Genomic DNA, 17,883 nt, shown 5'->3' with positions numbered 1-17,883 from the left:
TCAAATGCAATCCTGTATCCGAATACAACAGTGTTAGAATCCAGACCCATGACACGCCAACGACTCAGCCGCGAGCAAAGCCGTGAGCAGACCCGGGAACGTCTGCTGGAGGCGGCGCACGCGGTGTTCATGCAGAAGGGATACGCGCAGGCCAGTGTGGAGGATATCAGCACCGCCGCCGGTTACTCGCGCGGCGCCTTCTATTCCAACTTCGATGACAAGGAGCAGCTCTTCTTCGAGCTGCTGCGCCGCGAAGGCGAAAGCATCGACCGCGGCTTCGAGCGTATCCTCGATGGCGGACTGACCGATCCTGCCGCCCTGCGCGATGCGCTGGCGGTGCAGTATTCGGCGCTGTACCGCGATGACAAATGCAGCCTGCTGTGGATGGAGGCGCGCATCATTGCCCTGCGCGACGAGAAATTCCGCGCCCAGCTCGATACCTTCCTGGAACAGCGCTACAGCCAGATCACCGCTTTCGTCGAAGCCTACTGCCACCTGACCGGCACCGCCCCGGCGGCACCGCCGCGCGAAATCGCCATCGGCCTGATGGCCTTGTGCGAGGGTGTGAGTTTTTCCTATCGCTGCGTACCGCACATCGTCGATGGCAAGACCGCCGAATCGGTGCTGGCGTGGTTCCTCAAGGCTTCCGTTGCGGTCGCTGCCCCTGGGGATCACCCTCTTGCTACGGACGTAAAAAAGGCGGTGTGCAAACCCGCCACCGCCCGCAAGAAAATCCCGCCAGTTGCCTGAACCGGGCTAGCCGGTGGTCTTCAGCGGCGCGCACAGCCACTGCGCGATCTGCGGCCAGGCCTCGGCCAGCGTGCGCCCTCCCATGAACAGACCGATGTGACCGCCCGGCACCACGCGCTGCGTGATGTGCCCGGGCGCGGTGCCCACCAGCTGCGCCGCGTTGAGCACCTGCTCAGGGGTGGTGATGTCGTCGCGCTCGCCGGCCAGCAGGTAGAGCGGGCAGGTGATGTCGCGCAGGTCCAGCGTCTTGCCCAGGGCCACGTACTGGCCGCGTGCCAGCAGGTTGTCCTTGAAGATCTGGCGAATCGCCTGGAGATACCAGCGCCCTGGCAGGTCGATCGGGGTTTCGTACCAGGCGGCGAAGGTCTCGCGCTTGGCCAGGTACACGGGATCATCAATGTGCTGGAACAGGTCCACGTGTTCGGTGAAGTAGTGCTCGTCGGGGTGCATGTTCTTCCAGCCCTGCAGCATGAAGCTGCCGCGCATGAGTCCGCCGCCGGTGCGAACCAGGTCTTCGTAGAAGCGGATCGGCGTGCGATCCACCATCTGCTTGAGCGGCCCGTCGCCGGCCCCGGCATCGATGGGGGAACCGGCCAGCACCAGGCGCTGCACCTTGTGCGGGAAGCGCGCGGCGATCATGGCCGAAATCCAGCCGCCCTGGCACAGGCCGACCAGGTTGGCGCGTCCGCCCAGTTCATCGATGACCACGCACAGGTCGGCCAGGTAGTTGTCGATCTCCAGGTCCTTCATGTCTTCGCTGGCGCTGTGCCAGTCGGTCAGGAACGCGTGCGGCACGCCATGTTCGAGCAGGGTCTCCACCAGGCTCTGGCCCTGGTAATAGTCGGCAATCACCGAGGTGTGCCCGGCATAGGGCGCCACCACCAGCGTAGGAACCGCATGGGCCGCACCCGGCTTGCCGTATTCGCGCAGGCTCAGGGTGCGCAACGCCAGGCGCACCCGGTTGGCAGTGGCCATCTGCGGATGATGCAGGGCATGCAGCTTGGCCTCTTCCTCCAGGAAGCGCAGGTGCTTGTCCACCACGTCCTGCCCCTGGCGAAATACTTCGGTGGCCAGCATCATGGGCCAGAACAGCGGGACGCAGCCGGGTCCGCAGGCCGCTGGCTCTTGCGCGGGATGGCGGGTGTGGCTGGCAGGGGAAGTCGTCATGGATGGCTCCGGGAAGCTTGGACAAGTCTTGCCGCATCGTCGGCAATGACCTGTTCTTCATTGGTCGGGATCACCAGCACCCGCACGCGGCTGGCCTGGTGGCTGATGCATTCGAGATGCTGGGCATTGGCGCTCTCATCGAGCTGCACGCCAAGCCAGTCGAGGCGTGCGCAGATGGCCGCACGCATGCGCGCGTCGTGTTCGCCGATGCCGGCGGTGAAGACCAGCGCGTCCATGCCGCCCAGGGTAGTGGCCAGGCGCGCCGCTTCGCCGGCGCAGCGCAGGGCAAACAACTCCAGCGCCTCGCGTGCGGCGACCCCGTTGCTCTGCTGCAGGGTCCGCACATCGGCGCTCACGCCGGACACGCCCAGCAGGCCGGACTGGTGATACAGCAAGTCTTCCAGCGCGGCCGGCGTCATCCCCTGCTGCAGCAGGTACAGCAGCACGCCTGCATCGAGCGCGCCACAGCGCGTGCCCATGGGCACGCCTTCCAGCGTGGAAAATCCGGTACTGGCATCGACGCTGCGCCCGTTCTGGATGCCGCACAGGCTGGCACCATTGCCCAGGTGTGCGACCACCACGTTGCCGTGTGCCTCGGGCAACTGGCGGCGGCGCAATTCACTGGCGATGTAGCTGTAGGAGATGCCATGGAAACCATAGCGCAGCACGCCCTGGTCATGCAGCTTGCGCGGCAGGGCGAAGCGGCGCGCCAGTGCATCCTGCGTCGCGTGGAATGCGGTATCGAAGGAGGCCGTCTGCGGCAGGCCCGGACGCAACCGCGCGATGGCGCGAATCAGGCGCAGGTTCTGCGGCTGATGCAAGGGCGCCAGAGGGGCCAGGGCTTCCAGCTCCTGCTCCAGGCGTTCGTCGAGCAGGACCGGATGCGCCAGATGCAGTCCGCCATGCACCACGCGATGGCCCACCGCACACAGGGCGCCCTGTTCATGGCCCACTTCGAGCTGGTGCAGGACCTGCTCCAGCACCTGGTCCATGGAAGCGGCAGGATCGGCATCGATGCCCATCTCCGAGGCTACCCCCTCGATCTCCAGGCGCAGCCGCAAGGGAGACAGATGCAGGTCGAGCTGGCCGTGGCCGATCTTGCTGGCACTGCTGCCATCAAGGCGGAACACGCCCAGCTTGATCGAGGAGGAGCCCGCATTGAAGGTCAGCAGCCAGCGGTTCATACGGCCTCCTTGCCGATGGCCGCCACCTTGCTGCGCGAGGCGAACAGGCGCGCCAGTGCAGACGAGGCCAGACGCACGCGCAGGCTGTCGGCGCGGCTGGTCAGGATCACCGGCACACGCGCCCCCAGCACCAACCCGGCCGCCTCAGCCTGGGACAGGTAGATCAGCTGCTTGGCCAGCATGTTGCCGGCCTCCAGGTCAGGCACCAGCAGGATGTCGGCACTGCCCGCCACGGGTGAATCGATCTGCTTGATGCTGGCTGATTGCAGGCTGATGGCATTGTCGAAGGCCAGCGGTCCGTCCACCAGGGCGCCCGTGATCTGGTGCCGCGTGGCCATCACGGTAAGGGCCGCCGCATCCAGGGTCGAGGGCATGGCCGGGTTGACCGTTTCGACTGCCGCCAGCACGGCCACATGCGGACGCGGCACGCCCATCACGTGCAGCAGGTCGATGGCGTTCTGGCAGATGTCGCGCTTGTGGGCCAGGGTGGGCGTGATGTTGATGGCGGCATCGGTGATGATGAGCGGCTTGGCGTAGGTGGGGATGGCCATGGCGTAGACATGGCTGATGCGGCGTTCGGTGCGCAGCCCCGAACCGGTGGCGACCACCGCGCCCAGCAATTCATCGCTGTGCAGGCTGCCCTTCATGAGCGCGGCCACGCGCCCCTGGACGGCCAGTTCGGCCGCGCGTGCGGCAGCGGCGTGGCTGTGTTCGGTGGACTCGATCTGCAAACCCGCCAGCGACAGGCCCGCCGCCTCGGCGACCCGTCGTATCCTGGCTTCCGGCCCCACCAGGAGGGGCTCCAGCAGGCCTTCTTCACGCGCCTCCAGTGCGCCCTGCAAGGCCTCGGCAGAACAGGGATGGACCACGGCTACCCGCATGGGCTGTGCGCCGAGGGCATCGCGGATGAGTTGACCGTAGCGTTCGGCAGGCGTGGCCTGCGCAGGTGGGACCATGTCGACCTCCTTGGGGGGATGGCATGAGGCAGGACGCGCTCATGCGGGCTTGCTGTGTCGCAGCATATCCCTGGCAGGAGGTGAGTTCAATTGCAGGACTGCCCGCTGGCGGGACAGAGAACACAAAGCTTGATCTGCTTCAACTTTGGTCCTGTGATCCGGTCGATCAGGCCGGCGCCAGAGCCAGCACATGCTGGCGCGCGCGTTCGGCCGGCATCGGTTCGGCGAAGTAATGGCCCTGCATGGCGTGGCAGCGCATGGATTGCAGCACCTGCAGGTCTTCAGCGCTCTCCACGCCTTCGGCCACCACCTGGAAGCCGAAGGACTCGGCCAGCTGCAGCACCGCCGAGACCAGGGCCTGGTTCTCGGTCTGGTCGGCCAGGCCGGTGACGAAGCTGCGGTCGATCTTCACGCGCGAGACATGCATCTGGCGCAGGAAACCCAGCGAGGAATAGCCCACACCAAAGTCGTCGATGGCAATGCTGACGCCCTGCATCGCCAGCGCAGTCAAGGTCTGCGTGGCCGCCTGCAGGTCCAGCGCAGTCTCTTCGGTGATCTCGATTTCCAGCATGCGCGCGGGCAGGTCCTGGCGCTTGAGGGTACCGGCGACCAGGTCTTCGATGACGATGCGCTCCATTTCGCGCGGCGAGATGTTCATCGACACGCGCAGGTCGCTGCGGCCGTTGTCCTGCATGAAGCGGATCATCGCGGCGACTTCACCCATGATGAAACGCAGCAGTTCTTCGGACAAACCCGCCAGCGCCGCGATCTCGATGAGATCGGGCGGGGCGATGGCGCCGTGGCGCCGATGGGTCCAGCGCACCAGCGCTTCAAAGCCGTCCAGGGCACGCCCGCCATCGCAGACGATGGGCTGGAACCAGACCTGCAGTTCGCCATCGGCCAGGGCCTGGGCAAGGTCGCGCTCGACGTCGCGCTTCATCTGCAGATGGGCATCCAGCGCGGCGTTGAAGACCTGGTACTGGTTGCGGCCACGGCGCTTGGCCTCATACATGGCGGCGTCCGAGCAGACCAGCATCTCGTTGATGTCGTCCCCGCGCGAGAGGTAGATGCCCAGGCTCAGGCCGATGTGGCGATGGGCCAGGCGCGCGAAGGGCTGGCGGATCGCTGCGATCAGGCGCTGGGCCACCTGCTCCGGCAGCTCTGCCTGCACCGTCAGCGGATAGAGGATCACGAATTCATCGCCGCCCAGGCGCGCCAGCGTGGCGCCTTCGGGCAGGGCGGCCTGCAGGCGCCGTGCCACTTCGATGAGCACCTGGTCGCCCGCTTCGTGGCCATAGGCATCGTTGATGACCTTGAAGCCATCCAGGTCGAGGAACATCAGGCAATGCCGCTCCTGCTGCTGTGCCAGCACCCGGGTGGCCACCTGCATGAAACCGGCGCGGTCCAGCAGGCCGGTCAGCAGGTCGTGCTCGGCCTGGTACTGCATGCGCGCGGCGAACTGGCGCAGGTCTTCATGCGCCACGGCCAGGGCGTGGTTGGCGGTGGTGGCTTCGTTCTTCAGGGCGCAGGCGCGCGAGAACATGCGCTCGCCCACGCGCGCACCGCGGATCAGCCCGGCGAGATAGATCACGGCCGTGGCGGCCAGGGCCAGGCGGGTCGGGGTGCGATCGAATGCGAGCAGGCAGAAGATCACCGACAGCAGGGGCGGCGTGATGAAACTGATGGGGATGCGGGCAAAGGCAAATCCGTGCGTGACCGCACCGGCCGTGATGCCGCACACGCAGGTGAGGTAGAACAGCGTCTCGGGCGTGGTGTAACCCTCGCTCAGCCAGGGCATGCCGGCCCAGGCGATGCCCGAGACCAGGGCCAGGATCCAGTGCAGGCGCAGGTTCAATTCGACCACGGCGCCCGGGCCGCCAGCCTCGCCGCGCCGTTGCATCCACGGCACCAGCTGCGCCACGCGTTGCGGCGACAGACGGCACAGCGGGATGCGCACTACGTTGACCAGCGTGGCGCAGGCAAGCCACACCAGGGCGACCCAGATCTTGCCGGAATGCCAGGCCACGAACGTGGAAATGCCGCTGAGCACGAAGGCCACCGGAATGGACAGCATGACGGTATGCCGTGCCGCCGTGAGCTGGTCGGCGCGGATCAGTTGTCGCAATGCGATCCGGGAGTCTTGATCCCCGGCGCCGGTTTCTGTCTTGAGTTCGTTCACATCTCCATCCCGTCATGCCCATCTGCGCTGCCTGCCGAGCGGCCAGGCAGAACCGGCTGGGCCTCCCTGTCCAGGGTAGCGCTACCGGTCGCGGGTATTATCCAATGAATAAGAAAAATTCCCATCAAAACATGAGCCCCATTGAGATGTATCAACGAGTTGTTGGCGCGGAAGAGACAAGCTCCGGGCTTGCTGATCCCTTTTCATGACCTGGAGAACCCTCATGTCCCAAGACAACGGCAACTGGCTATCGGCTGAACAGGCCGTCATGCCCGACGGCAGCGAGCGTCATAACTTGCCCCTGGTCAACAGGAAACTGCCGCAGCTGTCGCCGCAACAGGCTGGCGGGGACGCTGCTGCTGCGGCACCGGAGGCAATACCGCAGGCGCCCGCGGCGCCATCGGCGGCAAGCTGAGTTCTCCGAAAGCAACAGTTCCCGCAGGGGGATTTCCGGACCCGGTGCGCCGGAAGGCTAAAATGGAGCGGTATTTACTGCGCGGCAAATTGGCGCTGCTCCTGTCATGGCTCTCGATCCCTCCACTCTCCTCATCCTCACCATTGCGCTGGCCGCCGCCGCCTCCCTGTACCTGGCCATCGAATGGGGCAGCGTGCGGGAACGTTCGCTGCTGCTGTGGAGCAGCGGTTTCGCCATCATCACGGTCGGCTCCTTCCTGGCGCTGCTGCGCTCGCGCGGCTACCTGGTGGTGGGCATCTGGTTCGCCAATGGCCTGCTGATCGCCGCCCACGGCTGCTTCCTGGCGGGGGTGGCGTGGTTCACGCGCACTCGTGTCTCACGCTGGTGGTGGCTCATCGCCCTGCTCTGGCTGCTGATGCTGCTGCTGCCCGCGCACGCCTGGTGGTCGCGCGTGATGCTGGGCCTGCAGTCGCTAATGATCGCCGCCCTCACCTTGCACGCCAGCCTGCTGCTGCGTCCGCACGGCGCCTCCTTGAGCGTGGGCGCGGTACAGCTGCGCTATGTCCTGCTGATCCACGGGCTGTTCTATCTCGCCAAGGCGGTCTCGGCGCTGGCGCTGGGCGCGTTCGTGGATCTGGCGGCCTTCGGCGGGGCGCTGATCCAGGTCTCGCTGGTGGAAGGATCGATGGCGGTGATGCTGATCGCCTTGTCGATGACCGGCACCGAACGCCATCGCCGCGAAGAACGCATCGGCCAGCTGGCCGCGCGCGACCCCCTGACCGGACTGCTGAACCGCCGTGCCTTGCAGGCGGGCGCGCCGGCACTGCTGGCCCAGGCCAGCGAGGCCCATCCGGGTGCGCTGCTGCTCATCGACATCGACAACTTCAAACAGGTCAACGACTTGCACGGCCATGCTGCGGGCGACAAGCTGCTCGAAGCCCTGAGTACCCTGCTGCGCGATGAGCTGCCCGCCGATGCGCTGGCCGCGCGGCTGGGCGGGGACGAGTTCGTGATCCTGCTGCGGGATGTGCGTGCAGAACAGGTGGCCCATCTTGGAGAACAATTGCGGATGGCCTTTGCGCATGTAGCGCGCAAGGCAGTGGCAACCCCTGATGCGGTGAGCCTGAGCGTGGGCGCCAGTCTCTACACCACGCCCGCGCTGACGCTGGAAAAGCTGATGGCGGCAGCCGATGCCGCCCTCTATGATGCCAAGCGGGCCGGGCGCGACCGGCTCATCGTGAGCCCGGCACACATCACTGCAACCAGTCCTTGAGGCGGTACCAGGCACCGACCAGGGGCAGGAACCAGGGCTTGCCGACATGACCGGGGATGGCCGGCCAGTCGAAGTCTTTCCATGGGTTGAGATCGGTGCGGCCGTCCATCACCTCGGCCATCAGCGTCCCCATGAGGCTGGCCATGTGCGTGCCGTGGCCGCTGTAGCCCATGGCATGGAAGACGCCATCACGCTGTCCGGCACGCGGCAGGCGGTCCACGGTCATGTCGACCATGCCGCCCCAGCAGTAGTCGATGCGGACCTTGGCCAGTTGCGGGAACACCTCCAGCATCTGGCCGCGCAGGATCTCGCCGCTCTTGGCGTCGGACTGCGGATTGGACACGGCAAAGCGCGCCCGCCCGCCGAAGAGCAGGCGATTGTCGGGCGTAGCGCGGAAATAATTTACAAAATTCTTGGTATCGGTGTACATCCGACGCGTTGGCAGCAACTGCGCCAGCAGTTCCGCCGGCAGCGGTTCCGTGACGATCAGGAAAGCACCCACCGGCACGATGCGGCGGCGTATCCAGCCAAACGGACCGACCTGTGAAATGCCGCTGGCCAGCAGCACCTGGCCGGCGCGCAGGCTGCCTGCCGGCGTCTGCACCTGATACCCGCCTCCCTGCGCCTTCAGGCCCAGCACGGGCGTGTGTTCGAGGTAGATCGCGCCGCGTCGCTGGGCGGCGTGGGCCAGGCCGCGCACATAGCGTCCGACATGCATGCCGGCACTCTTTTGCATCAGCAGTGCGCCGTAATAACGGTCGCTGCCCAGTTCGTCACGCAGTTCGGCGCGGCTGACCAGGCGCGTATCGGCATCCACATTGGCGGCCAGCAGGGCCTGGCTGCGCGCCAGCTTGTCGAAGTGCTCGGGCTTGGCCGCCAGCTTGAGCTTGCCGTAACGGGCAAAACTGCAGTCGATGGATTCCTCGCGCACCAGCCTTTCCACGGTATCCACTCCGGCATCGAAGGCCCGATAGAGCCGGTTGGCGCATTCCGTTCCCAGGCGTTGTGACAGCGCAGCATAGTCCTGCGCGAAACCGTTGTTGCACATGCCGCCATTGCGTCCGGAGGCGGCACCTCCGACGATATCGGCTTCGCACACCACCACCCTGGCCCCCTTGCGCGCAAGCGCCAGGGCCGCGGCTGAACCGGTGATGCCGCCGCCGACGACCAGGACGTCGCAACCGCCGTCGGGCAAGGCGGGATGGGTGCTGATGAAGGGGGATGAGGTGTCCAGCCAGTACGACTTCAATTGCATCAGGAGCTCCATCGACAGTCGGCAGCCGGGGCATGAACGCAGGGCGAGGCCGCAACAGGGTGTGTGCTGATTATGGTGTGCGCTCCCGGTACGGTGATTAATGCTCATTGAACGCAGCATTAAACGCAGGTTAATGCTCGTGCAGCGCCCGTCCTTGCTGGCTGCCAGCAGGACGAGCGGCGCAGCGTAACGAAAAATGCCGGAAAGCCGCCGTTTAAAAGTAGAAGCTGCTCCGATCCCGGCGCAATAAGAATTATTAGTTGGAGGCCGGCGGCCATACTTCTTCCATCCCCAACGAAGGAGTTTGAGCAAATGACTTTCAAGCCGAAGTACATCAGTTTTGACTGCTATGGAACCCTGATCAATTTCGAGATGGGTCCGACCGCCCGCACACTCTTTGCCGATCGTGTCGACGAGAAGCGCATGCCGGCCTTCCTGGACAGCTTCCGCTTCTATCGTCTGGACGAAGTGCTGGGCGCCTGGAAGCCCTTCTTCGACGTGGTGGAAAGCGCCATCCAACGTGCCTGTCACGCTCATGGCGTGGAGTACCGCGCCAGCGATGCGCAGGCGCTCTATGCAGCCGTGCCGACCTGGCAGCCGCATCCGCATGTGGTGGAAACGCTGGAGAAGATCGCCCCGCACATCCCGCTGGTGATCCTGTCGAACTCCATGGTCGACCTGATCCCGCACAGCGTGGCGCACCTCAAGGCGTCCTTCCATGCGGTCTACACCGCTGAGCAAGCGCAAGCCTACAAGCCGCGCGGACAGGCCTTCGAATACATGTTCGACCAGCTCGGCTGCGGTCCGGAAGAGATGGTGCACTGCTCGTCGAGCTTCCGCTACGACCTGATGACGGCCAAGGATCTCGGCTTCATGGGCAAGGCTTACATCGATCGCAATCACGAGCCCTACTGCGATGGTTATGGCGTGAGCCGGCTGACCGACTTCCGCCAGCTGGCCGCGCTGGTGGGCCTCTGATGGACGCCGGGCCGTTCACGCGATGCGAGACGCATGATGCTTGAGACCGCTTCGACCGATACCGCCGCCCTCAGCACGGCGGCACCTGACCTGCCGGCGCCGGCGCTGCAAAGGCTGGCCGCGCAACATTACGGCATCCAAGGCGTGGCCACTGCGCTGGGCGGTGAACGCGACCAGAACGCCTGCATCGAGAGCGCCGATGGCACGCGCTACGTGCTCAAGATCAGCAATCCGTCCGAACAGGCCACCGTGGTGGATTTCCAGATCGCCGCGCTGGATCACATCGCGCAGGCGGCACCGGACCTGCCGATCCCGCGCGTGCTGCGCTCGCTGGGCGGGCAAAGCATCGAACGGGTGAGGCTGCCGGATGGCAGCATCAGCATGGTGCGCATGCTGACCTACCTCGACGGCGTGCAGATCAAGCATACCGACCGCAGCGACGGCCAGCGGCGCGCCATGGGCAGTGGCCTGGCCAGGCTGGACCTGGCCCTGCAAGGCTTCAACCACGCCGGGGCGCATCACGACCTGCTGTGGAACGTCTCTGCGGCGCACCGGCTGCGCGACAAGATGGAGAGCCTGCAGGATCCGGCCAAACGCCAGTTGGCACGGCACTTCATGACGCGCTTCGAAGAGCAGGTGTTGCCGCGCCTGCGCGACGTCCGTGCGCAGGTGATTCACAACGACTATCACCTCTACAACGTGCTGGTGGCCCCGCACGAGCAGGAGCGCATCACCGGCATCATCGACTTCGGCGACATGCTGCACGCGCCTCTGGTGGGGGAAGTCACCACGGCGGCAGCCTTCCACATGACAGGCAACGAGGATCCCTTTACCGGGCCGGCACAATTCGTGGCGGCCTATCACGCCGTGCTGCCGCTGAGCGCACCCGAACAGGAGATCGTCACCGACCTGATGGTCACGCGCCAGCTGGTCACGGCCCTCATCTCGGAATGGCGCGCCGTGCGCTATCCCCACAACCGCGCCTACATCATGCGGCACAACCCGGCGGCCTGGGAGGCGCTCGGCCAGATGGCCGACCTGCCGCGCCAGGACGCACGTGACCGCCTGCTTTCCGACATCCGACACAGGAGCATTGCATGAGCACGACCACCACCACCACCACCGACCTCACCATGGTCAACGCCTACATTCCCGGCCGCGCCGACGTCGGCCCCGTGACAGGGGCCCTGATCGAGCGCCGCAATGCCCTGCTGGGGCCGGCCTATCGCCTGATGTATGAACATCCCTTGCACATCGTGCGCGGCGAAGGCGTCTGGCTGATCGATCCGCAGGGGCGGCGCTACCTGGATGTGTACAACAATGTCACTTCGCTGGGACACTGCCATCCGGCCGTCACCGCAGCGATCTGCGAACAGGTGCAGACGCTGGCCACCAATACGCGCTACCTGCACGACACCATCCTGGAGCTGGCCGAGCGCTTGCTGGCGACGGTACCGGAGACATCGCTGGCCCACCTGATGCTCACCTGCACCGGCAGCGAAGCCAATGACCTCGCCTATCGCATCGCCAAGGTACATACCGGCGGCACCGGCGTCATCGTCACTGACACGGCTTATCACGGCATCACCGATGCCGTCTCGCAGTTCTCGCCCTCGCTGGGCAGCAGCGTCAACCTGGGGCCGCATGTGCGCCTGGTACCGGCCCCGCGCGCCTATCATGCGCCAGGGCAGGACCTGGGAGAAAAATTCACGCGCGACGTCGAAGCCGCCATTGCCGACCTGCAACGGCACGGCATCCGGCCTGCTGCCCTGATCGTGGATTCACTGTTCACCAGCGACGGCATCCTCCCCGGACCTGCGGGCTTCCTGCAGGGCGCGGTGCAGGCCATCAAGGCAGCCGGTGGCTTGTTCATCGCCGATGAAGTGCAACCGGGCTTCGGCCGCACCGGCCAACACATGTGGGGCTTCCAGCGCCATGGCGTCGCGCCCGACATCGTGACCATGGGCAAGCCGATGGGCAATGGCCAGCCGGTCGCAGGCATCCTGGCGACCGCCGATGTGCTGCAGGAATTCGGGCAGCGTTCGCGTTACTTCAATACCTTCGCCGGCAATACGGTCTCGTGTGCAGCCGCGCTGGCGGTACTGAAGACGATAGAACGCGAAAGCCTGATTCCCCATGCACGGGAGGTCGGTGGCGTGCTGCTTGACGGCATCCGTGCGCTGGCCGAACGCCATGAGGCCATCGGCGACGTGCGCGGTGCGGGCATGTTCGTGGGCGTGGAACTGGTGTCGGACCGGGCACAGCGTACGCCGGACCGGGCGCTCACCAGCGAAGTGGTCAACCGGATGCGCCAGAAGGGCGTGCTGCTCAGTGCCTGCGCGATGGGCCACAACGTGCTCAAGATCCGGCCGCCGCTGGTGCTGTCGGCCGACCAGGCGGGCATGGTGATCGATGCGCTGGACGAGTCGCTGACCGAAGTCCGGGCAGCTGCGGCACGCGGCTGAGGCCGATGATGCGGTGCTATGATCGATCCATGCGCACCCCCGACCCCATCGACCGCACCGACATCAAGATCCTCGAGCACTTGCAGCGCGAGGGCCGCTGTTCCAACGTGGAGCTGGCCGAGGCCGTCAATCTCAGTCCCAGCCCCTGCCTGACGCGGACCAAGCGCATGGAAGAAACCGGCGTCATCGCCGGTTATGCGGCCCAGGTGGCACTGGAGAAGCTGGGAAGCCACGTCGTGGTGTTTTCCGAAATCACGCTGGGCAGCCACCGTCCCGCGGACTTTCGCAAGTTCGAAGAGGGGGCAGCCCGGTATGCGGAAATCGTGGAGTGCTACAACGTCAGCGGGGGGTATGACTATTTGCTCAAGATCGTCTCGCCCACTGTTGGGCTGTTCCAGGAACTGATGGAACGCCTGCTGGAGGACGAGATCGGCATCGAGAAATTCGCCAGCCGCATCGTGTTGCGGCATCCGTATGAGCGGCGGGTGGAGCCGGTGGAGGTGATTGCTTCGGGGAAGAGCAGCTGGAAGTGACGGCAGGCGAGCCCGCCGTCGCCGCCCTCAGGAAAACCGGGTGAAATCCGGCTTGCGCTTCTCGAAGAAAGCCGTGAACGCTTCCTTGGCCTCGGGCGCGGTCAGCATGCGCGAGAAGTGCTCGATCTCGGCCACCATCTGCTGCTCGGTCGCTGTCACCCGGTTTTTCTTCATCAACTGCTTGGTCACCCGGATCGACGCCGCCGGCAGTGCCGCCAGCTTGGCGGCCTGCTGCTGCGCATAGGGCAGCAATTCTTCCAGCGGCAGCACGCGGTTGACCACACCCATCTGGCAGGCTTCGTCTGCACCGAAGGCTTCGCCCAGCAAGAGCTTCTCGGCCGCACGCTGGTAACCGGCGATATGCGGCAACAGCAGCGACGACGCCGCCTCCGGGCACAAACCCAGTTGCGTGAAGGGCATCGAGAACTTGGCATTGTCGGCGGCGTACACCAGGTCGCAATGCAGCAGCAGCGTGGTACCGATGCCCACGGCCACGCCCGCAACGGCCGCCACGATGGGCTTGCTGGCATGGCTGATCTGCCACAGGAACTGGAATACCGGTGCGTCCTGGGTCTTGGGCGGATTCTTCAGGAAATCTTCCAGGTCATTGCCGGCCGAAAAGGATTTGGGCTTGCCGGTGAAGAGGATGGCGCGCACCGCGCTGTCGGTCTCGGCCTCCTTCAGGGCATCAGCCAGTTGCTGGTACATGGCGGCGGTGATGGCGTTCTTCTTGTCTTCGCGGTCGAAGTGGATGGTCAGGACGCCATCGGCCTTGGTGAGCTGGATATCCATCTGCACAGGTCTCCTTGAATGTTATAAATGATTTATAAGGTTCATGAAAAAAAAGCCGCACGGCATGCGCAGTGCGGCTTTTGCATCAGGCCTTGCGGGTGCGGATCAGACGCGTTCGAAAATGCCCGCTGCACCCATGCCGGTACCCACGCACATGGTCACCATGCCGTACTTCAGGTTCTTGCGGCGCAGTGCATGGATGGTGGTGGCGGCACGGATCGCACCGGTGGCACCCAGCGGGTGGCCCAGGGCAATCGCACCGCCCATGGGGTTGACCTTGCTCGGGTCCAGGCCGAGGTCGCCGATGACGGCCAAAGCTTGCGCAGCGAAGGCTTCGTTCAGTTCGATCCAGTCGATCTGGTCCTGGGTCAGGCCGCCGGCCTTGAGGGCCGCAGGAATCGCTTCCTTCGGGCCGATGCCCATGATCTCCGGCGGCACGCCGCGCACCGCGAAGGAGACGAAGCGCGCCAGCGGGGTCAGGTTGAATTGCTTCAGGATTTTTTCCGAGACGATGATCAGTGCACCTGCGCCATCGGAGGTCTGCGAGCTGTTGCCTGCGGTGACGCTGCCCTTGGCGGCGAAGACAGGCTTGAGCTTGGCCAGCGCGGCCAGGTTGGAATCGGCACGCGGACCTTCGTCCAGGGCGACGGTACGGGTCTTGATGTCGATCTCGCCGGTAGCCAGGTTGGGGAAGCGCTCGACGATCTCGACCGAGGTCATCTCGTCGGCAAATTCACCGGCCTGCTGGGCGGCGATGGCCTTCTGGTGCGAGGCCAGCGAGAACTCGTCCTGCGCTTCCCGCGAGACCTTCCACTGCTGTGCCACCTTCTCGGCGGTCAGGCCCATGCCATAAGCCATGCCGACGTTCTCATCCTTGAAGGCATTGATGTTGATGGAAGGATGGAAGCCCATCATCGGCACCATCGACATCGATTCGGCACCGGCGGCGATCATGACGTCAGCTTCACCGACGCGGATGCGGTCAGCGGCCATGGCGATGGCGGTGATGCCAGAGGCGCAGTAGCGGTTGATGGTGACGCCGCCGATGGTATTGGGCAGGCCGGCCAGCAGCACGGCATTGCGCGCCATGTTGAGGCCCTGTGCGCCTTCGGGGAAGGAGCAGCCGACGATGGCATCCTCGATCAGTTTGGGGTCCAGGCCCGGCACTTGTGCGACGGCGGACTGGATGGCACGCACCAGCAGGTCATCCGGGCGGGTGTTCTTGAACATGCCACGCGGCGCCTTGCCGATAGGGGTGCGGGTGGCGGCGACGATGTAGGCGTCTTGCAGTTGTTTGCTCATTACCAAATCTCCTTGGACTCTCCCTCCCCTTCAGGGGGAGAGAGGTTTCATTAATTGCGCACAGGCTTGCCGGTTTGCATCATGCCCATGATGCGTTCCTGGGTCTTGGGGTGGTTGAGCAGCTCCATGAAGAACTTGCGCTCGATGTCGAGCAGCCATTGTTCATTGACGATGCTGCCCTCTTCCACCTCGCCACCGGCGACGGTCTCGGCGATCATCTTGCCGAGCTTGAAGTCGTGGGCCGAGATGAAGCCGCCATCACGCATGTTCACCAGCTGCGCCATGATGGTGGCCAGGCCGTTGCGGCCGATCACCGGCACCTGCGGCGGCAGCTGCGGACGGTAGCCGGCATCGAACAGCGCGCGCGCCTCGACCTTGGCCACGTGCAGCAATTCATAGGGGTTGAAGACGATGACGTCATCCTCGCGCAGGTAGCCCAGCTTGCGCGCTTCCAGTGCGGATTTGGAGACATTGGCAGTGGCCGCGGCCAGCATGTATTCCTTCAGGAATTGCAGGATGTCATTGCCTTTGGCTTCCTTGGCCGCACGCACGGCCGCTTCCTTCAGGCCGCCACCGGCCGGGATCAGGCCCACGCCCACTTCCACCAGGCCGATATAGGACTCGATGGAGACCACGCGCTTGGCGGTATGCAGCAGCAATTCGCAGCCACCGCCCAAAGCCAGACCCGCCACAGCGGCAATCACCGGCACGCTGGCGTACTTCAGGCGCTGGTGCGCCTGCTGCAGCTGATGCACCACCGGCTCAATCGCTTTGACGCCACCGGACATGAACAGCGGCAGCATCGATTGCAGGTCGGCACCGGCCGAGAAGGCGCCGCCTTCGGCCGCATCCGGATGCCAGATCACCAGGCCCTTGAAGTTCTGTTCGGCTTCGGTGACGGCCTTGTTCATCCCATCGATCACGCCCTGGCCGATCACGTGCATCTTGGTCTTGAAGGACAGGATCAGCACATCGTCGTTCTGGTGCCAGATACGCACCGATTCGTCTTCGAAGAAGGTGGTGCCGGCGCTCTTGCCATCGGCTGCCCCCTCGCCCACCAGCGGGGCGCGGAAAGCCTGGCGCTGGTAGACCGGCAGCTCGGAACGAGCCACGTCAGCCTTCTTGGAGGGCGACCAGGAACCCTTCTCCGAATGCACGCCGTCACGGCCATCGAAGACCCATTCGGGCAGCGGTGCGGTGGAGAGTGCACGGCCGGCCTCAATGTCTTCCTTGACCCATTGCGCGATCTGCTTCCAGCCGGCGGCTTGCCAGGTCTCGAAGGGACCGACGCTCCAGCCGAAGCCCCAGCGCATGGCGAAGTCCAGGTCGCGGGCGTTGTCGGCCACCGATTCCAGGTGCACGGCGATGTAGTGGAAGGCATCGCGGAAGATGGCCCACAGGAACTGGCCTTGCGGATTGGTCGAATCATGCAGCGCCTTCATGCGCTTGACCGGATCCTTTTCCTTGAGGATGCGGGCGATGATGTCATCGGCCTTGGCACCGCCCGGGACGTAATCGCCCTTGGCCGGATCGATGCGCAGGATGTCCTTGCCGACCTTCTTGTAGAAACCGGCACCGCTCTTCTGGCCCAGTGCGCCCTGCTCGACCAGCTTGGCCAAGAGCGGCGGGGTGGCATAGGAGGAGAAGAAGGGATCGTCCTTCAGGTTGTCCTGCATGGTCCTGATGACGTGGCCCATGGTATCCAGGCCCACCACGTCGGCGGTACGGAAGGTACCGGACTTGGCACGGCCCAGCTTGGCACCGGTGAGGTCATCGACCACATCGACCGAGAGGCCATACTTCTCGGCTTCGATGATGGTGGCCAGGATGCCGAACACGCCCACGCGGTTGGCCACGAAGTTCGGGGTGTCGAAGGCTCGCACCACGCCCTTGCCCAGCGTGGTGGTGAGGAAGGCTTCGAGCTGGTCGAGGATGTGCGGTTCGGTCGATTGGGTCGGGATCAGTTCGACCAGGTGCATGTAGCGCGGCGGGTTGAAGAAGTGCACGCCGCAGAAGCGCGCCTTCAGGCCGGCATCGAAACCTTCGGACAAGGCATTGATCGACAGGCCCGAGGTATTGGAGGCGAAGATGGCCTTGGGGCCGATGTGCGGGGCGACCTTCTTGTAGAGGTCATGCTTCCAGTCCATGCGCTCGGCGATGGCTTCGATGATGAGGTCGCAGCCTTCCAGCACGGCCAGGTCATCCTCGTAGTTGGCGACCTGGATCAGGGCCGCGTCATCCTTGTTGCCCAGCGGTGCCGGGCTGAGTTTCTTCAGGTTCTCGATGGCGCGTTGCACGATGCCGTTCTTCGGGCCTTCCTTGGCCGGCAGGTCGAACAGCACGACCGGCACGCGGGCATTGATGCAGTGGGCGGCAATCTGGGCCCCCATGACGCCCGCGCCGAGCACGGCCACTTTTTTGACGATGAAATTGGACACGCAAATCTCCTTTGCTGGTGCTGCAAACATGAAACATGAATTCGGGCCTGGCAAGGTGCTGCGCCGCAGGGGCGAGCGCTCACTGTACGCTCTTTATCCCTGGTGCGGCGGCTCACAGCATGCCCTGCCGCAGTGACGCCCGCGTGACGCCGTCACGGGCCGCATTGCGTTGGATCAACGCCGCGTGCAGGCGTGC

14 protein-coding genes and 1 pseudogene are annotated in these 17,883 nt (G+C 64.9%); 7 read left to right on the top strand and 8 right to left on the bottom strand.

The genetic code is table 11. From position 1 onward, the window contains the following. Positions 1 to 48 precede the first annotated feature (48 nt). Positions 49 to 750, top strand: coding sequence for a TetR/AcrR family transcriptional regulator (locus tag CEJ45_RS14525; protein WP_088755801.1), 702 nt, complete (start codon positions 49 to 51; stop codon positions 748 to 750). Positions 751 to 756: 6 nt separating this feature from the next. Here CEJ45_RS14525 and CEJ45_RS14520 read toward each other — a convergent pair whose 3' ends face one another. From CEJ45_RS14520 to CEJ45_RS14505, 4 genes and pseudogenes are all read right to left on the bottom strand, one after another. Continuing rightward, a complete protein-coding gene (locus CEJ45_RS14520; protein ID WP_088755800.1) occupies positions 757 to 1,917 on the bottom strand; it encodes an alpha/beta fold hydrolase in 1,161 nt (386 codons plus the stop codon). Beyond that, entirely contained in the window at positions 1,914 to 3,101 is a 1,188-nt protein-coding gene (locus CEJ45_RS14515; protein ID WP_088755799.1) for an acetate/propionate family kinase, read from the bottom strand. Before CEJ45_RS14515 ends, CEJ45_RS14520 begins: the two co-directional genes overlap by 4 nt. After that, a pseudogene (locus CEJ45_RS14510) lies at positions 3,098 to 4,051 on the bottom strand (bifunctional enoyl-CoA hydratase/phosphate acetyltransferase); the annotation flags it as partial. The pseudogene CEJ45_RS14510 and the gene CEJ45_RS14515, both read right to left, overlap by 4 nt. Before the next feature lie 172 nt (positions 4,052 to 4,223). Beyond that, positions 4,224 to 6,182 (bottom strand): putative bifunctional diguanylate cyclase/phosphodiesterase, encoded by a 1,959-nt coding sequence (locus CEJ45_RS14505; RefSeq protein WP_241517348.1) that lies wholly within the window; start codon positions 6,180 to 6,182, stop codon positions 4,224 to 4,226. Positions 6,183 to 6,459: 277 nt separating this feature from the next. Between CEJ45_RS14505 and CEJ45_RS14500 the strand changes: the two genes are divergently transcribed. After that, positions 6,460 to 6,651, top strand: a complete 192-nt coding sequence (locus CEJ45_RS14500) for a hypothetical protein (RefSeq protein ID WP_088755796.1) — start codon at positions 6,460 to 6,462, stop codon at positions 6,649 to 6,651. 106 nt (positions 6,652 to 6,757) lie between these two features. Continuing rightward, positions 6,758 to 7,924 carry a GGDEF domain-containing protein gene (locus CEJ45_RS14495; protein WP_088755795.1) on the top strand — a complete coding sequence of 389 codons (1,167 nt, stop codon included), beginning with the start codon at positions 6,758 to 6,760 and terminating at the stop codon, positions 7,922 to 7,924. Here the strand turns inward: CEJ45_RS14495 and CEJ45_RS14490 are convergent. Then, positions 7,905 to 9,179: an NAD(P)/FAD-dependent oxidoreductase gene (locus CEJ45_RS14490; protein WP_088755794.1), complete on the bottom strand. Its 1,275-nt coding sequence runs from the start codon at positions 9,177 to 9,179 to the stop codon at positions 7,905 to 7,907. The two genes, CEJ45_RS14495 and CEJ45_RS14490, sit on opposite strands and share 20 nt — an antisense overlap. A 312-nt stretch (positions 9,180 to 9,491) precedes the next feature. Between CEJ45_RS14490 and CEJ45_RS14485 the strand changes: the two genes are divergently transcribed. Genes CEJ45_RS14485 through CEJ45_RS14470 form a run of 4 tightly spaced genes read left to right on the top strand, consistent with a single transcriptional unit; the run spans position 9,492 to position 13,155 of the window. After that, positions 9,492 to 10,157 (top strand): haloacid dehalogenase type II, encoded by a 666-nt coding sequence (locus CEJ45_RS14485; protein WP_088755793.1) that lies wholly within the window; start codon positions 9,492 to 9,494, stop codon positions 10,155 to 10,157. A gap of 33 nt (positions 10,158 to 10,190) precedes the next feature. Next, a complete protein-coding gene (locus CEJ45_RS14480; protein ID WP_088755792.1) occupies positions 10,191 to 11,258 on the top strand; it encodes a phosphotransferase in 1,068 nt (355 codons plus the stop codon). Continuing rightward, positions 11,255 to 12,622, top strand: a complete 1,368-nt coding sequence (locus tag CEJ45_RS14475) for an aspartate aminotransferase family protein (RefSeq protein ID WP_088755791.1) — start codon at positions 11,255 to 11,257, stop codon at positions 12,620 to 12,622. Before CEJ45_RS14480 ends, CEJ45_RS14475 begins: the two co-directional genes overlap by 4 nt. Positions 12,623 to 12,651: 29 nt before the next feature. Further along, positions 12,652 to 13,155 carry an Lrp/AsnC family transcriptional regulator gene (locus tag CEJ45_RS14470; protein WP_088755790.1) on the top strand — a complete coding sequence of 168 codons (504 nt, stop codon included), beginning with the start codon at positions 12,652 to 12,654 and terminating at the stop codon, positions 13,153 to 13,155. 27 nt (positions 13,156 to 13,182) lie between these two features. Here the strand turns inward: CEJ45_RS14470 and CEJ45_RS14465 are convergent, their stop codons facing one another. The 3 genes from CEJ45_RS14465 to CEJ45_RS14455 all read right to left on the bottom strand — a co-directional run bounded on the left by CEJ45_RS14465 (position 13,183) and on the right by CEJ45_RS14455 (position 17,687). Continuing rightward, positions 13,183 to 13,947 carry an enoyl-CoA hydratase gene (locus CEJ45_RS14465; protein ID WP_187697684.1) on the bottom strand — a complete coding sequence of 255 codons (765 nt, stop codon included), beginning with the start codon at positions 13,945 to 13,947 and terminating at the stop codon, positions 13,183 to 13,185. A gap of 105 nt (positions 13,948 to 14,052) precedes the next feature. Further along, complete coding sequence (locus CEJ45_RS14460; protein ID WP_008334355.1) at positions 14,053 to 15,249, bottom strand: acetyl-CoA C-acyltransferase; 1,197 nt, start codon at positions 15,247 to 15,249, stop codon at positions 14,053 to 14,055. A 50-nt stretch (positions 15,250 to 15,299) separates the two neighbouring features. Continuing rightward, a complete protein-coding gene (locus CEJ45_RS14455) occupies positions 15,300 to 17,687 on the bottom strand; it encodes a 3-hydroxyacyl-CoA dehydrogenase/enoyl-CoA hydratase family protein (protein WP_088755788.1) in 2,388 nt (795 codons plus the stop codon). Between the last annotated feature and the right edge of the window lie 196 nt (positions 17,688 to 17,883).

The organism is Herbaspirillum aquaticum, from assembly GCF_002213425.1.
In the GTDB taxonomy this organism is placed as follows: Bacteria; Pseudomonadota; Gammaproteobacteria; order Burkholderiales; family Burkholderiaceae_D; genus Herbaspirillum; species Herbaspirillum aquaticum.
This window is presented reverse-complemented; position numbering and strand designations above follow the sequence as displayed.

What these genes read in the sequence shown, in the direction of transcription:
- CEJ45_RS14465 (WP_187697684.1), bottom strand. Translation starts at nt 13,947, where the DNA reads ATGGATATCCAGCTCACCAAGGCCGATGGCGTCCTGACCATCCACTTC.
- CEJ45_RS14485 (WP_088755793.1), top strand. Translation starts at nt 9,492, where the DNA reads ATGACTTTCAAGCCGAAGTACATCAGTTTTGACTGCTATGGAACCCTG.
- CEJ45_RS14490 (WP_088755794.1), bottom strand. Translation starts at nt 9,179, where the DNA reads ATGCAATTGAAGTCGTACTGGCTGGACACCTCATCCCCCTTCATCAGC.
- CEJ45_RS14495 (WP_088755795.1), top strand. Translation starts at nt 6,758, where the DNA reads ATGGCTCTCGATCCCTCCACTCTCCTCATCCTCACCATTGCGCTGGCC.
- CEJ45_RS14460 (WP_008334355.1), bottom strand. Translation starts at nt 15,249, where the DNA reads ATGAGCAAACAACTGCAAGACGCCTACATCGTCGCCGCCACCCGCACC.
- CEJ45_RS14500 (WP_088755796.1), top strand. Translation starts at nt 6,460, where the DNA reads ATGTCCCAAGACAACGGCAACTGGCTATCGGCTGAACAGGCCGTCATG.
- CEJ45_RS14525 (WP_088755801.1), top strand. Translation starts at nt 49, where the DNA reads ATGACACGCCAACGACTCAGCCGCGAGCAAAGCCGTGAGCAGACCCGG.
- CEJ45_RS14480 (WP_088755792.1), top strand. Translation starts at nt 10,191, where the DNA reads ATGATGCTTGAGACCGCTTCGACCGATACCGCCGCCCTCAGCACGGCG.
- CEJ45_RS14475 (WP_088755791.1), top strand. Translation starts at nt 11,255, where the DNA reads ATGAGCACGACCACCACCACCACCACCGACCTCACCATGGTCAACGCC.
- CEJ45_RS14520 (WP_088755800.1), bottom strand. Translation starts at nt 1,917, where the DNA reads ATGACGACTTCCCCTGCCAGCCACACCCGCCATCCCGCGCAAGAGCCA.
- CEJ45_RS14515 (WP_088755799.1), bottom strand. Translation starts at nt 3,101, where the DNA reads ATGAACCGCTGGCTGCTGACCTTCAATGCGGGCTCCTCCTCGATCAAG.
- CEJ45_RS14470 (WP_088755790.1), top strand. Translation starts at nt 12,652, where the DNA reads ATGCGCACCCCCGACCCCATCGACCGCACCGACATCAAGATCCTCGAG.